This is a genomic window from Serratia sp. JKS296 (assembly GCF_900215445.1).
Classification (GTDB): domain Bacteria; phylum Pseudomonadota; class Gammaproteobacteria; order Enterobacterales; family Enterobacteriaceae; genus Serratia; species Serratia marcescens.
In genome coordinates this window covers 1,203,093-1,221,354 of sequence record NZ_OCMX01000001.1, presented here as the reverse complement: position 1 = coordinate 1,221,354, position 18,262 = coordinate 1,203,093, and the positions used below count along the sequence as shown (strand labels likewise).

Below are 18,262 nucleotides of genomic sequence, written 5' to 3'. Positions count from 1 at the left end.
ACTGATGCTGATGAAACACGCCGCCACGGTACGCTGGCAACTCTGGATAGTGGCATTCGGCTTCTTTATGCAGACGCTGGATACCACTATCGTCAACACCGCCCTGCCCTCAATGGCCGCCAGCCTGGGAGAGAACCCGCTGCGCATGCAGTCGGTGATCGTCTCCTATGTGCTGACGGTGGCGGTGACGCTGCCGGCCAGCGGCTGGCTGGCGGACAAAGTCGGCGTACAGCGGGTGTTTTTCAGCGCCATCGTGCTGTTCACCCTCGGCTCCCTCCTCTGCGCCCGTTCGGAAACCCTGAACGAGCTGATCGCCTCGCGCGTGCTTCAGGGCGTCGGCGGCGCGATGATGGTGCCGGTCGGGCGCCTGACGGTGATGAAGATCGTGCCGCGCGAGCAGTACATGGCGGCGATGACCTTCGTGACGCTGCCGGGCCAGATCGGCCCGCTGATGGGGCCGGCGCTGGGCGGTTTCCTGGTGCAATACGCCAGCTGGCACTGGATTTTCCTGATCAATATTCCGGTGGGCATCGTGGGCGCCATCGCCACGCTGCTGCTGATGCCCAACTACCAAATGCAGACCCGCCGCTTCGATCTCAGCGGCTTTATCCTGCTGGCGATCGGCATGGCGTCGCTGACGCTGGCGCTCGACGGCCATAAAGGCATGGGGCTGTCCGGCGGCGCCATCGCCGGCCTGGTGGCGCTGGGCGCAGCGGCGCTGTTGGGGTATGTTTGGCATGCCTACGGCAATAGCCGCGCCCTGTTCTCGCTGCGGCTGCTTCGCACCCCGACCTACAAAATCGGGCTGCTGGCCAGCCTGCTGGGGCGCATCGGCAGCGGCATGCTGCCGTTCATGACGCCGCTGTTCCTGCAGGTGGGCATGGGTTTCACGCCGTTCCACGCCGGGCTGATGATGATCCCGATGATCATCGGCAGCATGGGCATGAAGCGCATCGTGGTGCAGGTAGTCAACCGCTTTGGCTACCGCAACGTGCTGGTGGCCGCCACGCTGCTGCTGGCGCTGGTCAGCCTGAGCTTCCTGCTGGCGGCGATGCTCGGCTGGCTGTGGCTGCTGCCGGTGGTGCTGTTCTTCCAGGGGATGATCAACTCACTGCGCTTCTCGGCGATGAACACTCTGACGCTGAAAGATCTGCCGGACCGGCTGGCCAGCAGCGGCAACAGCCTGCTGTCGATGGTCATGCAGCTGTCGATGAGCCTCGGCGTCAGCGTCGCCGGCATCTTGATCGGCAGCTTCGCCCATCACCAGGTGGTGGCCGATAGCCCGGCCATCCACAGCGCATTCATTTACAGCTACTGCTGTATGGCGTTGATTATCGCTCTGCCCGCGCTCGCCTTCGCGCGCGTGCCGGCCGATAGCGCGCCCAACCGCACGCTGACCAAAGAGCCGGGTACCGGCTCAACGAGGTTGCAATGAGGATAGGCATTACCGGAAAACTGTTCCTGGCCATTTTCGCTACCTGCATGCTGGTGTTGATCACCATGCATTGGGGGGTCCGTGTCAGCTTTGAGCGCGGCTTTATCGATTACATCAAGAGCAGCAACGAGCAGCGCATCAACATGCTGAGCGAAGCGCTGGAGGAACAGTACAGCCATCATGGCAACTGGATATTCCTGCGCAACAACGATCAGGTGGTCTACCAAATCATGCGTTCGTTCGAGCAGAATAGCGACAGCAGCCACAATCTGCCGCCCAAGGGGTGGCGCACCCAGTTTTGGGTGGTGGACAGCCAGTTCAATCGGCTGGTCGGGCATTCCGGCCCGTTGCCGAAGGAAGGGCCTCGCCACCCGATCCGCTACAACAACGAGATCGTCGGCTGGGTGCTCACCACCCCGGTCGAGCGCCTGACGCGCAATACCGACATCAACTTCGATCGCCAGCAGCGGCGCACCAGCTGGATTATCGTCGCGCTCTCCACCCTGTTGGCGGCGGCGGTGACCTGGCTGCTGTCGCGCGGCATGCTGGCCCCGGTCAAGCGCCTGGTGGCGGGCACCCACCGCCTGGCGGCCGGCGATTTCACCACCCGCGTGGCGGTCAGCAGCCAGGATGAACTGGGCAGGCTGGCGCACGACTTCAATCAGTTGGCCACCTCGCTGGAAAAAAACGAGCAGATGCGTCGCGCCTTTATGGCCGACGTGTCGCACGAGCTGCGCACGCCGCTGGCGGTGCTGCGCGGCGAGCTGGAGGCGCTGCAGGACGGCGTGCGCCAGCCGACGCCGGCGTCGCTCAGCTCGCTGCAGGCCGAGGTATCCACCCTGACCAAACTGGTCGACGATCTGCACCAGCTGTCGCTCTCCGATCTCGGCGCGCTGGCCTATCGCAAGGCGTCGGTGGACTGCGTGCACCTGGTGCAGATCGCCGTCGCCGCCTTCCGCGAACGCTTCCGCGCCAAAGGGCTGGAGATCGTCACCCATCTGCCGGCGCAAGCGCCGCTGTTCGGCGATCCCGATCGCCTGAACCAACTGTTCAATAACCTGCTGGAAAACAGCCTGCGTTACACCGACGCCGGCGGCCGGTTGGAGATCGGCGTCGAGCAGCAGCCGGGGCGGTTGCTCCTTTACTGGCAGGACAGCGCGCCGGGCATCAGCGATCAGCAACTGACGCGCATTTTCGAACGTTTCTACCGGGCGGAAGGTTCACGCAACCGCGCCAGCGGCGGTTCCGGGCTGGGGTTGGCGATCTGCCACAACATCGTGGAAGCGCACGACGGGAAAATCCGCGCCGAGCATTCGCCTTTAGGCGGCGTGCGCATTACAGTAGAATTTGCTACCCCGATAAAAAATAAGGCGCCCTGATGGACATTCAGAATCAACCCGTGCAGATCATGATTGTTGAAGATGAGCCCAAGCTGGGCCAACTGCTGGTGGATTATCTCCAGGCGGCGGGCTACGCCACCCGCTGGCTGACCAACGGCAATGAGGTGGTGCCGACCGTGCACCAGCATCCGCCGGCGCTGATCTTGCTCGACCTGATGTTGCCGGGGGCCGACGGCCTGACGGTGTGCCGCGAGCTGCGCCGCTTCAGCGACGTGCCCATCGTGATGGTGACGGCGAAAATTGAAGAGATTGACCGCCTGTTGGGGCTGGAGATCGGCGCCGACGATTACATCTGCAAACCCTACAGCCCGCGCGAAGTGGTGGCGCGGGTGAAAACCATCCTGCGCCGCAGCTATCGGCCGCAGGAGAACGCGCGGGAAGATGACCTGCTGCACATCGATGAACCGCGCTTCCAGGCCAGCTATCAGGGGCAGTTATTGGATCTGACACCGGCGGAGTTCCGCCTGCTGAAAACGCTGGCCAGCCAGCCGGGCAACGTGTTTTCACGCGAGCAGCTGCTGAACAACCTGTACGACGACTACCGGGTGGTCACCGACCGCACCATCGACAGCCACATCAAAAACCTGCGCCGCAAACTGGAACTGATCGACGGGGAAAAATCCTTCATCCGCTCGGTATACGGCGTGGGCTACCGCTGGGAAGCCGAGCCCTGCCGGCTGATGAATGGGGTTTAGGGGAAATCAGCGCGTCCAGTCTTCAACCGCCAACCCGGGCATCATGGCGAATGCGCGATCGTTGGTCACCAGCGTCGCGCCACGGCTCTGCGCGTGAGCGGCGATCAGTTGATCCATCGCGCCCATGATTTTGCCCTTTCTCTCCATGGTTGCCCGCATTTCACCGTAGCAACGGGCGGCCTCGCTATCCCATGCATAGACCGTCACTGCAGCAAGAAAGGCCTCGACCATGCTTTGCAACGCCTTGTTCCGCCGTTTAGCCACACCGTAAAGCAGTTCCGCCTCCGTGACGCTGGAAATACATACGGCAGAAGGCGGGAGCTTTTCCATGACGTTAAGCACCTGCGGATGCTGCCGAAACAAGTGGCTGACGGTGTTGGTATCAAACATGTACATCGCCTACTCTTCCTCTGAGAACGGATCGCGGTCTGCCACCCCTTGCTGACGATCTTCCGCGCCAAGAAATTCTTGCGGCACCGGCGTTTGGGCGATAATACTCAGCAGCGGTGCCCAGCTGTCCGGCTTTGCCGGATATTTGGATAAAATCACGTTGCCCTCCCGATCGCGACGGATATAGACACGATCCGTATCAAATTCAAATTCCACCGGTAACCTCACCGCCTGATTTCTGCCGTTTTTAAACAGCTTTGCGATTCTTTCCATCTTGACACCTCCACAGCAGGCATAGGCCAAAGCATATGCCTGTAGCGTTTCGATGCCAAGATATATCGCTCATTTTTCATCCACATTGACGAAACGGCCAAACAGTAACGCACAATCTCACGGGGTGAAACCCTGTTCCCCTTGTTATGCTGCCCACTGCGCAATCGCCGTCCGCTCCCTTAGCTTCCCGTGCGGCGCTGTGCTTCTCGGACGAAAACTCCGCGCCGGCGCAAAAAAACTGCGCATTTTTTCGACTAAGCTGCTGTGAGGTTTAGCCGCCGATTTTCAAGCGATTGGCTACACTTACATCACGAATCGGAACCTACAGGAGAAGAACCATGGCAATCGGTCATTACGAGCTGAAAAAAGCAAAGAACGGACAGTACCACTTCAACCTGAAAGCCAGTAACGGCGAGATCATTCTGGCCAGCGAGATGTATGCCAGCAAAGCCTCGGCGGAGAACGGCATCGCCTCGGTGCAGACCAATTCACCGCACGAAGCGCAGTACGAACTGAAGCACAGCGCCAGCAATCAGCCCTATTTTGTGCTGAAGGCCAAGAACCATCAGGTGATCGGCGTCAGCGAAATGTACAGCTCCGAAAGCGCGGCCAAAAACGGTATCCAGTCGGTGACGAAAAATGGCCCGACCACCGACATCCGCGATTTGAGCGCCTGATCCCCCGTTTCGCCCGCGCGGTGGCCGCCACCGCGCGTTTTCCGTTTGACCGGGATCAATCTCCCTTGAATAAATCCGGTTAACTACTGATTTCTTGCCGCGCTGCGGCTACAATCCCCCGCTTTTACTGCGCCATCAGGTGGCGTGGTGCTGACCTGAAATCAGACCGAGACACACTATGTTTACACCGGAACTTCTCTCCCCGGCCGGCACGCTGAAAAATATGCGTTACGCCTTCGCCTACGGCGCCGATGCGGTTTACGCCGGCCAGCCGCGCTACAGCCTTCGGGTGCGCAACAACGAGTTCAACCATGAGAATCTGGCGCAGGGCATCAACGAAGCGCATGCGCTGGGCAAAAAATTCTACGTGGTGGTCAACATCGCCCCGCACAACGCCAAGTTGAAGACCTTCCTGCGCGATCTGAAGCCGGTTATCGATATGGGCCCGGATGCGCTGATCATGTCCGATCCTGGCCTGATCATGATGGTGCGCGAAGCCTTCCCGCAGATGGACATCCACCTGTCGGTGCAGGCCAACGCCGTTAACTGGGCGACGGTGAAGTTCTGGAAGCAAATGGGCCTGACCCGCGTGATCCTGTCGCGCGAACTGTCGCTGGAAGAGATCGCCGAGATCCGCGCCGAAGTGCCGGACATGGAGCTGGAGATCTTCGTCCACGGCGCGCTGTGCATGGCCTACTCCGGCCGCTGCCTGCTGTCCGGCTACATCAACAAGCGCGATCCCAATCAGGGCACCTGCACCAATGCCTGCCGCTGGCAGTACAAAGCGGAAGAAGGCAAAGAGGACGACACCGGCAATATCGTGCACCTGCACGAACCGATCCCGGTGCAAACCGTCGAGCCGACGCTGGGCATCGGCGCGCCCACCGACAAGGTGTTCATGCTGTCTGAAGCGCAAAAGCCAGGCGAATATATGAGCGCCTTCGAGGACGAACACGGCACCTATATCATGAACTCCAAGGATCTGCGCGCCATCCAGCACGTGGAGCGTCTGACGCAGCTCGGCGTGCATTCGCTGAAGATCGAAGGGCGCACCAAGTCCTTCTACTACTGCGCCCGCACCGCTCAGGTCTATCGCCGCGCCATCGACGACGCGGCCGCCGGCAAACCGTTCGATCCGACCCTGCTCACCACGCTGGAAGGCCTGGCGCACCGCGGCTATACCGAAGGCTTCCTGCGCCGCCACGTGCACGAAGCGCAGCAGAATTACGACTACGGCTCCTCGCTCTCCGAGCGCCAGCAGTTCGTCGGCGAATTCACCGGCGTGCGCCGTGATGGCTGGGCGGAAGTCGACGTGAAGAATAAGTTCGCGCTCGGCGACAGCGTCGAAATGATGACACCGGGCGGCAACGTGGTGTTCACCCTCGAGAGCATGAAAAATAAGAAAGGCGAATCGATTGAGGTGGCGCCGGGCAACGGCCATATCGTTTATTTGCCGATCCCGCAGGATATCGATCTCAATTATGCGTTGCTGATCCGCAATTTGGCGGAAGAAAATAGCGCCGGGGCATAAAAATGAATCGCCGTCATTCGGCGGCGATTTTTAGCAAATATTAGAATTGGATCACATCAATGTGCGCGCAGCTTGGTTACTATCACGCTGCTTAAAACGAACAACGAAAATATTTGCATAGCAATACTAGGAACCACCTCCTTAGCCGGCCCAATCTCCCTTGGGCTGGCTTTTTCTTTATGGGTGCGCCTATTTTTTTCCACCACGCCTATTTCCATAACTTATTCCCATTATCCGTTTTAATAATAATAATCACGCCGCTTCGATATATAAATAACGCTACAGCGATTAATCCTCGCTTCTTTAACACTTTGCTTATTTCCGCGTAAAATTCAGATAAATTCGCATTGCTTCATATTCACTGAGCGCCGGGAAATAACCGGAATTAGCTGAATATTCTGATGGCCTGGTGGCGGCAGCTGGTTTATCTTGAGGCATTCTTGGTTTTCCGCCGGAGGATATCGGCAATGCCTCAACACTCACATGCGTCCGCCCTGCTTATCATCAACGGCAAAGGCGCCGGTAACGAAGAGCTGCGTCAGGCGGTCAACCGGCTGCGCGAAGAACAGATAACGTTGCATGTGCGCGTCACCTGGGAGCACGGCGATGCCGCGCGCTATGTCGCGGAAGCCGCGCAGCTCGGCGTCGGCACCGTCGTCGCCGGCGGCGGTGACGGCACCATCAACGAAGTGGCCGCCGCGCTGGTGCAGCTGCCGGCGCACAACCGGCCGGCGCTGGGCATCCTGCCGCTCGGCACCGCCAACGACTTCGCCATGGCGTGCAATATCCCTCCGTCCCCCGAACTGGCGCTGCAGCTGGCGATCAAGGGCCGTTCAGTGCCGATCGATCTGGCGAAGGTCAACGGCGAGCGCTACTTCATCAACATGGCCACCGGCGGCTTCGGCACCCGCATCACCACCGAAACGCCGGAGAAGCTGAAGGCGGCGCTGGGCGGCGTGTCCTACTTTGTGCACGGCCTGCTGCGCATGGATACGCTGCAGGCCGACCGCTGTGAAATCCGCGGGCCGGACTTCCGCTGGGCCGGCGAGGCGCTGGTGATCGGCATCGGCAACGGCAAACAGGCCGGCGGCGGCCAGGAACTGTGCCCCAGCGCGCTGATCAACGACGGCCTGCTGCAGCTGCGCCTGCTGATCGCCGATGAACTGCTGCCGGCGCTGGTCGCCGCCCTGTTCAACGACGAAGAGAGCAACAGCATCCTCAGCGCGGCGCTGCCGTGGCTCGAGATCGACGCGCCGCATGAGATGACTTTCAACCTCGACGGCGAACCGCTCAAAGGCCGCCATTTTCGCATCGAAGTGTTGCCACAGGCCATCGAATGCCGCCTGCCGCCTAACTGCGCCCTGCTGGGCTGACCTTGTCGGGCGCAGCCGCTGCGCCCCGCTTCTTCCCCTCCGCTCATCCGCTTACACTCGCGATCAAATGTGATCCTCTCCGGCAAATTCATTAATTCATACTTGTATGGTAGTTAGTTCATGGCGTATTTTCGCGCTATCTCTCCGCAGCTACAGGATGTGAAGGTTATGAAAATCGTCAACGCCGAGGTGTTCGTCACCTGCCCGGGGCGCAACTTTGTCACGCTGAAAATCACCACCGATGACGGCATCATCGGCCTCGGTGACGCCACGCTGAACGGGCGCGAATTGCCGGTGGCCTCTTACCTGAAAGATCACCTCTGCCCGCAGTTGATCGGCCGCGACGCGCAGCGGATCGAAGACCTCTGGCAATTCTTCTACAAAGGCGCTTACTGGCGGCGCGGCCCGGTGACCATGTCCGCCATTTCCGCCGTCGACATGGCGCTATGGGACATCAAGGCCAAGGCCGCCAATATGCCGCTGTATCAGCTGTTGGGCGGCGCCTCGCGCTCGGGAGTGATGGTGTATTGCCACACCACCGGCCACTCGATCGACGAGGTGCTCGACGACTACGCCAAACATAAAGAGCAAGGCTTCAAGGCGATCCGCGTTCAATGCGGCGTGCCGGGCATGAAAACCACTTACGGCATGGCCAAGGGCAAAGGCCAGGCTTATGAGCCGGCCACCAAGGGCGACTGGCCGGAAGAGCAGCTGTGGTCGACGGAAAAATACCTCGATTTCACCCCCAAACTGTTCGACGCGGTGCGCACCAAGTTCGGTTTCAACGAGCACCTGCTGCACGACATGCACCACCGCCTGACGCCGATCGAAGCGGCGCGCTTCGGTAAAAGCGCCGAGCCGTATCGCCTGTTCTGGATGGAAGATCCGACGCCGGCGGAAAATCAGGCCTGCTTCCGCCTCATCCGCCAGCATACCGTCACGCCGATCGCCGTCGGCGAGGTGTTCAACAGCATCTGGGACTGCAAACAGCTGATCGAAGAACAGCTGATCGACTACATCCGCACCACCCTGACGCACGCGGGCGGCATTACCGGCATGCGGCGCATCGCCGACTTCGCCTCACTGTATCAGGTGCGTACCGGTTCACATGGCCCTTCCGATCTGTCGCCGATCTGCATGGCGGCGGCGCTGCACTTCGATCTGTGGGTGCCAAACTTCGGCGTGCAGGAATACATGGGCTATTCCGAGCAAATGCTCGAAGTGTTCCCGCACAGCTGGACGTTCGACGACGGCTATATGCATCCGGGCGACAAGCCGGGCATCGGCATCGAGTTCGATGAGAAGCTGGCGGCCCGTTACCCGTATGAACCGGCCTACCTGCCGGTCGCGCGTCTGGAGGATGGCACCTTATGGAACTGGTAAACACCATGCGCAGCGTCGTGATCGAACAGCCCGGGCGCCTGGCGATCCAGACGCGCGCGCTGCCGTTACCGGCGGCCGGCGAAGTGCGGGTCAAGGTGAAATTCGCCGGCATCTGCGGCTCCGACGTCCATATCTATCACGGCCATAACCCGTTCGCCCGCTACCCGCGGGTGATCGGCCACGAGTTCTTCGGCCTGATCGATGCGCTGGGCGAAGGCGTCGATCCGGCGCGCCTCGGCGAACGCGTCTCGGTAGACCCGGTGGTGAGCTGCGGCCACTGCTATCCCTGTTCGGTCGGCCGCCCCAACGTCTGCACCTCGCTGCAGGTGATCGGCGTGCACTGCGACGGCGGCTTCAGCGACTACGCCTGCGTACCGGCGCGCAATGCCTACCCGGTTCCGTCGGCCATCAGCGATCGCCACGCCGCGATGATCGAACCCTTCAGCATCGCCGCCAACATTACCGCCCATCTGCAACCGCGCCCCGACGACATCGCGCTGATCTACGGCGCCGGGCCGATGGGGCTCACGGTGATCCAGACGCTGAAAGGGGTGTATGGCGTCAAGCAGGTATGGGTCGTCGATCGCATCGCCGAGCGGCTGGACATGGCGCGCGCCAACGGCGCCGACGAAACATTCAACAACGCCGAGGCCGCATTGCCGCAGGCGCTGCAGCAGCGCGGCGTTCAGCCGACGCTGATCGTCGATGCCGCTTGCCACCCCGCCATTTTACCGGAGGCGATCGCGCTGGCTTCGCCGGCGGCGCGTATCGGCATCATGGGCTTTTCCGGCGACGCCTGCACCCTGACCCAGCAGAGCATCACCAGCAAGGAGCTGTCGATCTTCTCTTCGCGCCTGAACAGCGCGCGCTTCCCGCAGGTGATCGCCTGGATGGCGGACGGCAAGCTGGAGCCGCAGCGGCTGCTCACCCACTGCGTGCCCGCCGACGACGTCGAACGGGCGATGCAGATGTTCGAGCGGGATCAGCGCACCTGCTGCAAGGTGCTGCTGCAGTTCGAGTAACGCCAAGGCGGCATCGGGGCATGGGGCGGCGCCCGCCGCCCGTGCAAACAACGAAGCATCACGATTAAAACGACACCCAGTGGAGTGCTTTATGTTTAAAAACCTGCGTTGGACCATCGTGTTCCTGCTGTTCATGGTCTACATGATCAACTACCTCGATCGCGTGGCGCTGTCGATCACCGTGCCGATGATCGAACAGGATCTGATGCTGAACGCCGAACAGTTCGGTCTGATCTTCGGCAGCTTCTTCTTCGGCTACGCCATTTTCAACTTCGTCGGCGGGCTGGCGGTCGACCGCTTCGGCCCGACGCTGGTGCTGGGCGTGGCGGTCGGCCTGTGGTCCATCTTCTGCGGCATGACGGCGATCGCCACCGGTTTTTACTCAATGCTGATCCTGCGCGTCCTGTTCGGCATGGCCGAAGGGCCGATCTGCGCCTCGGCCAACAAGATGATTAACGGCTGGTTCCCGAAGAAACAGGCGGCGACCGCCGTGGGCCTGCTCAGCGCCGGTTCGCCGTTGGGCGGCGCGGTGGCCGGGCCGATCGTCGGCTATCTGGCGCTGGCGTTCGGCTGGCGGCCGGCGTTTATGATCATCTGCGCCATCGGCATCGTCTGGATGCTGGTGTGGTTCTTCGTGGTGGCGGATAACCCGGCGAAAAGCCAACGCGTCAGCAACGAAGAACGGGCGCTGATCGCACGGTTGAAACAGGAAAATCTCGGCGAGGAAAGCGCCTTGAGCGACGCTCCGCACGGGCTGGGTTACTACCTGAAGCAGCCGATCATTCTGGTCACCGCCTTCGCCTTCTTCTGCTACAACTACATCCTGTTCTTCTTCCTGAGCTGGTTCCCCTCGTATCTGGTGCAGGCGCACAACCTGAACATCAAAGAGATGAGCCTGACCACGATGATCCCGTGGATCGTCGGCTTCGTCGGGCTAGCGCTCGGCGGCTATATTTCCGACAAGATCTTCAACATCACCGGAAAATTGCTGCTGTCACGCAAGATCGTGCTGGTCACCAGCCTGCTGGCGGCGGCGGTGTGCGTGGCGTTGGCGGGCACCGTCAGCAGCGTGGTGCCGGCGGTGATGCTGATGTCGGTGTCGATCTTCTTCCTCTACATTACCGGCGCTCTCTACTGGGCGATCATCCAGGACGTGGTGCATAAATCCCGGGTCGGCGGCGCCAGCGGGTTCATTCATTTGATCGGCAGCGTCTCCGGCATCATCGGGCCGATCGCCACCGGCTACATCGTGCAGAACACCGGCAAATTCGACAGCGCCTTTATGCTGGCGGGCGGCGTCGCCGCGCTGGGTGCGCTGCTGGTGCTGCTGGTGATCAAGGCGCCGCGCGCAACGGCGGGCGTGCAAATCTTAAAACCCTAACGCCAGACGGGGCGGCTTCGCCCCTTTGCTTACCTCTCCAGGGACATTGAACATGAGACTTTCCGACCACAGCGCGCTGCCGGCCGCCGTTATCCGGCCCGGCTACGCACGTGAGCGCGTGAAACCGCGCATGGCGCATATCGGCTTCGGCGCGTTTCACCGCGCGCACCAGGCGATGTACGCCGACAGGCTGGCCAGCGAGCACGGCAGTGACTGGGGCTACTGCGAAATCAGCATGCAGCACGGCCGGCAAAAGATCGCCGATCTACGGCAACAGGACCTGCTGTTCTCGGTGGCGGAGATGGACGACGACGGCTGGCGGGGCCGGGTCATCGGCGTGGTGCGCCAGGCGCTGCACCTGCAAACCGACGGGCTGGCGGCGGTGCTGGCGGCCCTGACGCAGCCCGAGATCGCCATCGTCTCGCTGACCATCAGCGAAAAGGGCTATTGCCACCACCCCGCCAGCGGCCGGCTGATGGCGGAACACCCGGCGATCGCGCATGATATCGCCCACCCGGCACAGCCGCAGTCGGCGCCGGGGCTGCTGCTGGCGGCGCTGCGCCTGCGCCGTGAACGCGGGCTGCCGCCGTTCGCCGTGATGTCCTGCGATAACATGCCGGCCAACGGCCGGGTCACGCGCCAGGTGCTGGTCGAACTGGCGCAGCGGCAGGATCCGGCGCTGGCCGACTGGGTGCGTCAAGAGGTCGCCTTCCCTTCCACCATGGTGGATCGCATCGTGCCGGCGGTAACGCCAGAGGCCCGCCGGCAGTTGCGCACCTGGCTGGGCGGCGTCGAAGATGAGGTCGGCGTAGCCTGCGAGCCGTTCAGCCAGTGGGTCATTGAGGACCGATTTCCCCAGGGGCGCCCGGCCTGGGAAAAGGTCGGCGCCGAACTGGTGAGCGACGTGCTGCCGTACGAGGAGATGAAGCTGCGCATGCTGAACGGCAGCCATTCGTTTCTCGCCTACCTCGGCTATTTGGCCGGTTATCAGCACGTCGGCGATTGCATGCAGGATGCGGATTTTGTCCGCGCCGCCCGTCACCTGATGCTGTCGGAACAGGCGCCGACCCTGCAGGTGCCGAACGTCGATTTGGCGCAGTATGCCGACTCGCTGCTGCAGCGTTACCGCAACCGCGCGTTGAAGCACCGCACCGCGCAGATCGCCATGGACGGCACGCAGAAGTTGCCGCAACGGCTGCTGGACGCGATCCGCTGGCATCTGGCGCGCGGCAGCCGCTTCGACTGCCTGGCGCTGGGCGTCGCCGGCTGGATGCGCTACGTCGGCGGCCGCGATGAACAAGGCGAGCCGATCGCCATCAGCGATCCGCTGCGCGAACGCCTCGCCGCGTTGGTCGCCGGCAGCGAGGAAGGCCGGCCCCGCGTCCTGGCGCTGCTGCAACTCGACAGCGTCTTCGGCCGCGATCTGCCCGATTCGCCTGACTTCGTCCACGCCGTCAGCCACGCTTATCACCAACTGCTGAGCCTGGGGGCCAAAGCCGCCGTCGCCGCTCTGCCGCTTACCGACCGGGAGGTTTCCGATGACCGTCACCACGCATAATGCCGTCAATACCGGCAATCAACCGCTGTTGCGGCGCGTCGCCAGCGCTTCGGCCATCGGCACCGCCGCCGAATACTATGATTTCTTCGCCTACGGCACCGCCGCGGTGCTGTTCTTCGGCCAGCTGTTTTTCCCCAGCGCCGATCCGCTGATCAGCACGCTGGCGGCCTTCGCCACCTACGCGGTCGGTTTCCTGGCGCGTCCGCTGGGCGGCATCGTGTTCGGCCACATCGGCGACAAAGTCGGCCGCAAGAAGGCGCTGGTGATCACCATCCTGATCGTCGGCCTCGGCACCTTTTGCATCGGCCTGCTGCCCACCTATGAGCAGATCGGCATCTGGGCGCCGATCGCGTTGATCTTTATCCGCGTGCTGCAGGGCTTCGGCGTCGGCGGCGAACAGGCCGGCGCGGTGCTGATGACCGCCGAATATGCGCCGCCGCCGCGGCGCGGCTTCTACGCCAGCTGGGTGCAGATCGGCGCGCCTGCCGGTTTCTTGCTGCCGTCCGGGCTGTTCGCGCTGCTGACCGCCGTGCTGTCGCCGGCGCAGATGCTGGACTGGGGCTGGCGCATTCCGTTCCTGCTCAGCCTGCTGCTGGTGCTGGTCGGGCTGTTTATTCGCCTGAAGATCGACGAATCGCCGGTGTTTACCCAGATCCGCGCCACCAAAGCGGTGGAGAGCCGGCCGGTGGTGGAAGTGGCCCGCCGCTATCCCGGCCTTATCGCCAAAGGAGTGTGCGCCAAGCTGATCGAAGCCTGCGCCTTCGCCATGTTCACGGTGATCGTGCTGGCCTACGGTAAGGCCAACCACCTCAACGAAAGCATTCTGCTGGAGGCGATGATCGTGGCGGTGCTGCTGGAGATTTTCGCCATTCCGCTGATGGGCCGCCTCTCCGATCGGCTGGGGCGCAAACCGGTTTACATCGCCGGCGCGCTGCTGCAGGTGGTGTGCATCGTGCCGTTCTTTATGGCGATCAACCTCGATAATTTCTGGGTGACGCAGATCGCCATGATTGTAGTGCTGACCTTCGGCCACAGCATGTGCTACGCGCCGCAGGCCTCCTACTTCCCGGAACTGTTCCCCACCCGCGTGCGCTGCAGCGGCATCGCGCTGATCTGGCAGATCGGCTCGCTGATCGGCAGCGGCATTCTCGGGCTGCTGGCGGTGAAGATCCTGCAGGTGACCGGCGGCCATTACTACGGGCTGGCCGGCTACATGATGGTGCTGGGCGTGGTGTCGGCCCTCGGCCTGAGCCTGATGCCGGAAACCGCGCCAGCGCGGCGCAAGCAGGAGTATCAGGATTGGCATCACTGAGTTACCCTGCCCGGCGGGTGGATTTATCCCCCCGCCCTCACCCAATAATCTGCTAGTATGGTGGCATTCGAATTCCAGCCAGATGCCTGATTGTCGCCATGTCTGAAACGTACAGTCTCACCAACAACGTCCCGGTCAACCAGCAGATCTATCGCTTCCTGCGCAAAGATATCGTCGACTGCACCATCCCCCCCGGCACCCTGCTGTCCGAGAAAGAGATCTCCACCCGCTTTTGCGTTTCGCGCCAGCCGGTGCGCGAAGCCTTCATCAAGCTGGCGGAGGCCGGCCTGGTGCAGATCCTGCCGCAGCGCGGCACCTTCGTGATGAAGATTTCCGCCAAGCGCGTGGCCGACGGGCGCTTTATCCGTCAAGCGGTGGAATGCGCCATCGTGCGCCGCGCGGCTGAGCGCGCCACTCCGGCGCAGCTGATGACGCTGGAGCATAACCTGCACCGTCAAGAGCTGGCGGCGCAGAACGGGCAAACGCGCGAATTTTTGGCGCTGGACGACGAGTTCCACCAGCTGCTGACCCAGTTTGCCGACTGCCCGCTGGCGTGGGAGACCATCGAAACCATCAAGGCCACCATGGATCGGGTGCGTTTCCTCAGCCTGAGCGAAGTCTCGCCGCCGGAGAGCCTGATCAAGCAGCACTACCGCATCTATGAAGCGCTGAAAGCGCGCGATGCCGAGGCGGCGGAGCGCGCCATCCACGATCATCTGCAGGAGATGATCTACTCCATCACCCCGATCGCCCTGCAGAACACCGAGTGGTTCGAGATCGAATAATCAACCGCTTAGCAAGCCGGGGGCGATCGCCCCCGCGTATTTGGCCACGCAAATGGCATTTCCTCTCAATCGCATCTATTGTTTGTCCTTGCCGGAGCAAGTTCGGTAGCATCGCTTTACAGCTTCAATCACCGCTTTTTACTGCGCCGGTGGTCAAAAACCCTTGCATTGCCGGTGTATGAAGAAGCTTAATCGGGAGTGAATCATGACTGATATTGTGCAGTTGCTAGGAAAGGAAGCGGAAGATCTGCTGCAACACCGCTGTACCACTATCCCCGCCGAGAATCTCTACCTGCCGGGCGCCGACTTCGTCGACCGCGTAATGATCGATAACAACCGCCCCAACAGCGTGCTGCGTTCGATGCAAACCCTGTTCAACCACGGCCGTCTGGGCGGCACCGGTTATCTGTCTATCCTGCCGGTCGATCAGGGCATCGAGCACTCCGCCGCCGCCTCGTTCGCCGCCAACCCGCTGTATTTCGATCCGAAGAACATCGTCGAGCTGGCGATTGAAGCCGGCTGTAACTGCGTCGCCTCCACCTACGGCGTGCTGGCGTCGGTATCGCGCCGCTACGCGCACAAGATCCCGTTCCTGGTCAAACTCAACCACAACGAAACGCTGAGCTACCCGACCCAGTACGACCAGACCCTGTACGCCAGCGTCGAGCAGGCGTTCAACATGGGCGCGGTGGCGGTCGGCGCCACCATTTACTTCGGCTCCGAGCAGTCGCGCCGCCAGATCGAAGAGATCTCAATCGCCTTCGAGCGCGCGCATGAGCTGGGCATGGTCACGGTGCTGTGGGCCTATCTGCGCAACCCGGCGTTCAACAAGGACGGCGTGGACTACCACTCCAGCGCCGATCTGACCGGCCAGGCCAACCACATCGCCGCCACCATCGGCGCCGACATCGTCAAACAGAAAATGGCGGAAAACAACGGCGGCTACCGCGCAGTGAAATTCGGCTACACCGACGACCGCGTCTACACCAAGCTGACCACCGATCACCCGATCGATCTGGTGCGTTACCAGTTAGCCAACTGCTACATGGGCCGCGCCGGGCTGATCAACTCCGGCGGCGCCGCCGGTGAGAACGATCTGCAGGAATCGGTGCGCACCGCGGTGATCAACAAACGCGCCGGCGGCATGGGCCTGATCCTGGGGCGTAAAGCCTTCAAGAAATCGATGAAAGACGGCGTGGCGCTGATCAACGCCGTGCAAGACGCCTATCTGGACAAGAAGGTCACCATCGCCTGATGTGACGGACCGCCTGTCCCAAAGCCCGGTTCGCCGGGCTTTTTTGTGCCCGTTATCCCGCCTCCCGCGCCGTTCACCTTCTCTTTCTTTCATTTTAAACTTTCAAAATAAAATATTTATCTTTCAAATTGTGATCTATTTAAAACAAATAACCCAACAAAGTGACTACTGTAAGGCCCATGGCGACAGAGCCGCCGTTCGCTCCAGGCCATATCAGTCCATTACAGGAGAACATAATGATTGAGCTAATCACCCACGGCGCCGAGTGGTTTATCGGCCTGTTTCAGAAAGGCGGTGAAGTGTTTGTCGGCATGGTGACCGGCATTTTGCCCTTGTTGATCAGCCTGTTGGTTATCATGAACGCGCTGATCAAATTTGTTGGCCAGGAACGTATCGAACGATTGGCGCAGCGCTGCGCGGGCAACCCCGTTTCGCGTTATCTGCTGCTGCCGCTGATCGGCACCTTTGTCTTCTGCAACCCGATGACCCTCAGCCTGGGGCGCTTCATGCCGGAGAAATACAAGCCGAGTTACTACGCGGCGGCCTCCTACAGCTGCCACTCGATGAACGGCCTGTTTCCGCACATCAACCCCGGCGAACTGTTCGTTTACCTCGGCATCGCCAGCGGCCTGACCACCCTCGGCCTGCCGCTCGGCCCGTTGGCGGTGAGCTATTTCCTGGTGGGGCTGTTCACCAACTTCTTCCGCGGCTGGGTCACCGATCTCACCACCAGTCTGTTTGAACGCAAGATGGGCATCCGTCTGGATCGCCAGGTGCAACTTTAATTCGTGGAGTGCAGCATGAGTGCTTATATCCGTATTGAAAAAGGCGCCAGCGGCTGGGGCGGCCCCCTGGAGCTGCCGATAGAGCCCGGCAAAAAAGTGGTGTACATCACCGCCGGCACCCGGCCTTCCATCGTCGATCGCCTCAGCGAATTGACCGGCTGGCCCGCCGTCGACGGTTTCAAAGAGGGCGAACCGCCGGCGGAAGAGATCGGCGTGGCGGTGATCGACTGCGGCGGCACCCTGCGCTGCGGCCTGTACCCGAAACGCCGCATTCCGACGGTCAACATCCATGCCACCGGCCAGTCCGGCCCGCTGGCGCAGTTTATCCTCGAAGACATCTATGTCTCCGGCGTGCGTGACCACAACATCAGCCGAATCGACGCGACGGAGAACCCACCCGCCGCCGCGGTTGCAGCGCCGCCCAAGGCGCGCGACTACGACACCAGCAAGAAGATCACCGAACAAAGCGACGGGCTGCTGGCGAAGGTCGGCATGGGCATGGGATCGGTGGTGGCGGTGTTCTTCCAGGCCGGACGCGACACCATCGACACCGTGCTGAAGACCATTCTGCCGTTTATGGCGTTCGTCTCGGCCTTGATCGGCATCATCATGGCCTCCGGCCTCGGAGACTTTATCGCTCACGGCCTGACGCCGCTCGCCAACAGCCCGATCGGCCTGGTGACGCTGGCGCTGATCTGCTCATTCCCGCTGCTGTCGCCATTCCTCGGCCCCGGCGCGGTCATCGCCCAAGTGATCGGCGTGCTGGTCGGGGTACAGATCGGCCTCGGCCATATTCCGCCGCAGCTGGCGCTGCCCGCGCTGTTCGCCATCAACGCGCAGGCCGCCTGCGACTTCATTCCGGTCGGCCTGTCGCTGGCGGAAGCCAAACAGGACACCGTGCGGGTCGGCGTGCCTTCAGTGCTGGTCGGCCGCTTCCTGACCGGCGCGCCGACGGTGTTAATCGCCTGGGCCGCCTCGGCCTTCATTTATCAATAATGTGATCCCCA

The 18,262-nt window shown here is 61.7% G+C and carries 17 protein-coding genes; 15 read left to right on the top strand and 2 right to left on the bottom strand.

The window, feature by feature from the left end:
- Positions 1 to 4: 4 nt before the first annotated feature.
- From mdtD to baeR, 3 genes are read left to right on the top strand one after another with little or no spacing between them, the layout of a single operon-like run.
- A complete protein-coding gene (gene mdtD, locus CRO23_RS05760; protein ID WP_016926706.1) occupies positions 5 to 1,435 on the top strand; it encodes a multidrug transporter subunit MdtD in 1,431 nt (476 codons plus the stop codon).
- Positions 1,432 to 2,814 carry a two-component system sensor histidine kinase BaeS gene (baeS, locus tag CRO23_RS05755; protein WP_016926705.1) on the top strand — a complete coding sequence of 461 codons (1,383 nt, stop codon included), beginning with the start codon at positions 1,432 to 1,434 and terminating at the stop codon, positions 2,812 to 2,814. Before mdtD ends, baeS begins: the two co-directional genes overlap by 4 nt.
- The gene (gene baeR, locus CRO23_RS05750; RefSeq protein ID WP_004941568.1) at positions 2,814 to 3,530 is read left to right on the top strand and encodes a two-component system response regulator BaeR; all 717 of its coding nucleotides are present in this window, start codon (positions 2,814 to 2,816) and stop codon (positions 3,528 to 3,530) included. Before baeS ends, baeR begins: the two co-directional genes overlap by 1 nt.
- A 6-nt stretch (positions 3,531 to 3,536) precedes the next feature.
- Here baeR and CRO23_RS05745 read toward each other — a convergent pair whose 3' ends face one another.
- Together CRO23_RS05745 and CRO23_RS05740 are read right to left on the bottom strand one after the other, a co-directional pair.
- On the bottom strand, positions 3,537 to 3,926 hold the full coding sequence (locus tag CRO23_RS05745; RefSeq protein ID WP_097101549.1) for a type II toxin-antitoxin system VapC family toxin: 390 nt from the start codon (positions 3,924 to 3,926) through the stop codon (positions 3,537 to 3,539).
- Between the two features lie 3 nt (positions 3,927 to 3,929).
- Positions 3,930 to 4,193 carry an antitoxin gene (locus CRO23_RS05740; protein ID WP_004941563.1) on the bottom strand — a complete coding sequence of 88 codons (264 nt, stop codon included), beginning with the start codon at positions 4,191 to 4,193 and terminating at the stop codon, positions 3,930 to 3,932.
- Positions 4,194 to 4,531: 338 nt separating this feature from the next.
- Between CRO23_RS05740 and CRO23_RS05735 the strand changes: the two genes are divergently transcribed.
- The 12 genes from CRO23_RS05735 to srlE all read left to right on the top strand — a co-directional run bounded on the left by CRO23_RS05735 (position 4,532) and on the right by srlE (position 18,251).
- Positions 4,532 to 4,870 (top strand): YegP family protein, encoded by a 339-nt coding sequence (locus CRO23_RS05735; RefSeq protein WP_016926703.1) that lies wholly within the window; start codon positions 4,532 to 4,534, stop codon positions 4,868 to 4,870.
- Positions 4,871 to 5,048: 178 nt separating this feature from the next.
- Positions 5,049 to 6,401, top strand: a complete 1,353-nt coding sequence (gene trhP, locus CRO23_RS05730; protein WP_028127781.1) for a prephenate-dependent tRNA uridine(34) hydroxylase TrhP — start codon at positions 5,049 to 5,051, stop codon at positions 6,399 to 6,401.
- Positions 6,402 to 6,868: 467 nt separating this feature from the next.
- Positions 6,869 to 7,774 (top strand): lipid kinase YegS, encoded by a 906-nt coding sequence (gene yegS, locus CRO23_RS05725; protein ID WP_016926701.1) that lies wholly within the window; start codon positions 6,869 to 6,871, stop codon positions 7,772 to 7,774.
- Positions 7,775 to 7,942: 168 nt separating this feature from the next.
- A complete protein-coding gene (gene manD / locus CRO23_RS05720; protein ID WP_016926700.1) occupies positions 7,943 to 9,157 on the top strand; it encodes a D-mannonate dehydratase ManD in 1,215 nt (404 codons plus the stop codon).
- A 5-nt stretch (positions 9,158 to 9,162) separates the two neighbouring features.
- Positions 9,163 to 10,179: a Zn-dependent oxidoreductase gene (locus CRO23_RS05715; protein ID WP_079452383.1), complete on the top strand. Its 1,017-nt coding sequence runs from the start codon at positions 9,163 to 9,165 to the stop codon at positions 10,177 to 10,179.
- Between the two features lie 91 nt (positions 10,180 to 10,270).
- The gene (locus CRO23_RS05710; protein WP_015378745.1) at positions 10,271 to 11,560 is read left to right on the top strand and encodes an MFS transporter; all 1,290 of its coding nucleotides are present in this window, start codon (positions 10,271 to 10,273) and stop codon (positions 11,558 to 11,560) included.
- Between the two features lie 52 nt (positions 11,561 to 11,612).
- Positions 11,613 to 13,118, top strand: a complete 1,506-nt coding sequence (locus tag CRO23_RS05705) for a mannitol dehydrogenase family protein (protein WP_097101547.1) — start codon at positions 11,613 to 11,615, stop codon at positions 13,116 to 13,118.
- Positions 13,099 to 14,430, top strand: a complete 1,332-nt coding sequence (locus tag CRO23_RS05700) for an MFS transporter (protein ID WP_016926697.1) — start codon at positions 13,099 to 13,101, stop codon at positions 14,428 to 14,430. The genes CRO23_RS05705 and CRO23_RS05700 overlap by 20 nt, the downstream gene beginning before the upstream one ends.
- Positions 14,431 to 14,528: 98 nt before the next feature.
- A complete protein-coding gene (locus tag CRO23_RS05695; RefSeq protein ID WP_016926696.1) occupies positions 14,529 to 15,215 on the top strand; it encodes a GntR family transcriptional regulator in 687 nt (228 codons plus the stop codon).
- Between the two features lie 205 nt (positions 15,216 to 15,420).
- Positions 15,421 to 16,470, top strand: a complete 1,050-nt coding sequence (fbaB, locus tag CRO23_RS05690) for a class I fructose-bisphosphate aldolase (RefSeq protein WP_015378749.1) — start codon at positions 15,421 to 15,423, stop codon at positions 16,468 to 16,470.
- A 236-nt stretch (positions 16,471 to 16,706) separates the two neighbouring features.
- The gene (srlA, locus tag CRO23_RS05685; protein WP_004941528.1) at positions 16,707 to 17,255 is read left to right on the top strand and encodes a PTS glucitol/sorbitol transporter subunit IIC; all 549 of its coding nucleotides are present in this window, start codon (positions 16,707 to 16,709) and stop codon (positions 17,253 to 17,255) included.
- A 15-nt stretch (positions 17,256 to 17,270) separates the two neighbouring features.
- Positions 17,271 to 18,251 (top strand): PTS glucitol/sorbitol transporter subunit IIB, encoded by a 981-nt coding sequence (gene srlE, locus CRO23_RS05680; protein WP_016926695.1) that lies wholly within the window; start codon positions 17,271 to 17,273, stop codon positions 18,249 to 18,251.
- Positions 18,252 to 18,262 lie beyond the last annotated feature (11 nt).

Bases quoted from the DNA above. Each gene is read 5' to 3' on its own strand.
- mdtD (WP_016926706.1), top strand. From the start codon at position 5: ATGCTGATGAAACACGCCGCCACGGTACGCTGGCAACTCTGGATAGTG.
- baeS (WP_016926705.1), top strand. From the start codon at position 1,432: ATGAGGATAGGCATTACCGGAAAACTGTTCCTGGCCATTTTCGCTACC.
- baeR (WP_004941568.1), top strand. From the start codon at position 2,814: ATGGACATTCAGAATCAACCCGTGCAGATCATGATTGTTGAAGATGAG.
- CRO23_RS05745 (WP_097101549.1), bottom strand. From the start codon at position 3,926: ATGTACATGTTTGATACCAACACCGTCAGCCACTTGTTTCGGCAGCAT.
- CRO23_RS05740 (WP_004941563.1), bottom strand. From the start codon at position 4,193: ATGGAAAGAATCGCAAAGCTGTTTAAAAACGGCAGAAATCAGGCGGTG.
- CRO23_RS05735 (WP_016926703.1), top strand. From the start codon at position 4,532: ATGGCAATCGGTCATTACGAGCTGAAAAAAGCAAAGAACGGACAGTAC.
- trhP (WP_028127781.1), top strand. From the start codon at position 5,049: ATGTTTACACCGGAACTTCTCTCCCCGGCCGGCACGCTGAAAAATATG.
- yegS (WP_016926701.1), top strand. From the start codon at position 6,869: ATGCCTCAACACTCACATGCGTCCGCCCTGCTTATCATCAACGGCAAA.
- manD (WP_016926700.1), top strand. From the start codon at position 7,943: ATGAAAATCGTCAACGCCGAGGTGTTCGTCACCTGCCCGGGGCGCAAC.
- CRO23_RS05715 (WP_079452383.1), top strand. From the start codon at position 9,163: ATGCGCAGCGTCGTGATCGAACAGCCCGGGCGCCTGGCGATCCAGACG.
- CRO23_RS05710 (WP_015378745.1), top strand. From the start codon at position 10,271: ATGTTTAAAAACCTGCGTTGGACCATCGTGTTCCTGCTGTTCATGGTC.
- CRO23_RS05705 (WP_097101547.1), top strand. From the start codon at position 11,613: ATGAGACTTTCCGACCACAGCGCGCTGCCGGCCGCCGTTATCCGGCCC.
- CRO23_RS05700 (WP_016926697.1), top strand. From the start codon at position 13,099: ATGACCGTCACCACGCATAATGCCGTCAATACCGGCAATCAACCGCTG.
- CRO23_RS05695 (WP_016926696.1), top strand. From the start codon at position 14,529: ATGTCTGAAACGTACAGTCTCACCAACAACGTCCCGGTCAACCAGCAG.
- fbaB (WP_015378749.1), top strand. From the start codon at position 15,421: ATGACTGATATTGTGCAGTTGCTAGGAAAGGAAGCGGAAGATCTGCTG.
- srlA (WP_004941528.1), top strand. From the start codon at position 16,707: ATGATTGAGCTAATCACCCACGGCGCCGAGTGGTTTATCGGCCTGTTT.
- srlE (WP_016926695.1), top strand. From the start codon at position 17,271: ATGAGTGCTTATATCCGTATTGAAAAAGGCGCCAGCGGCTGGGGCGGC.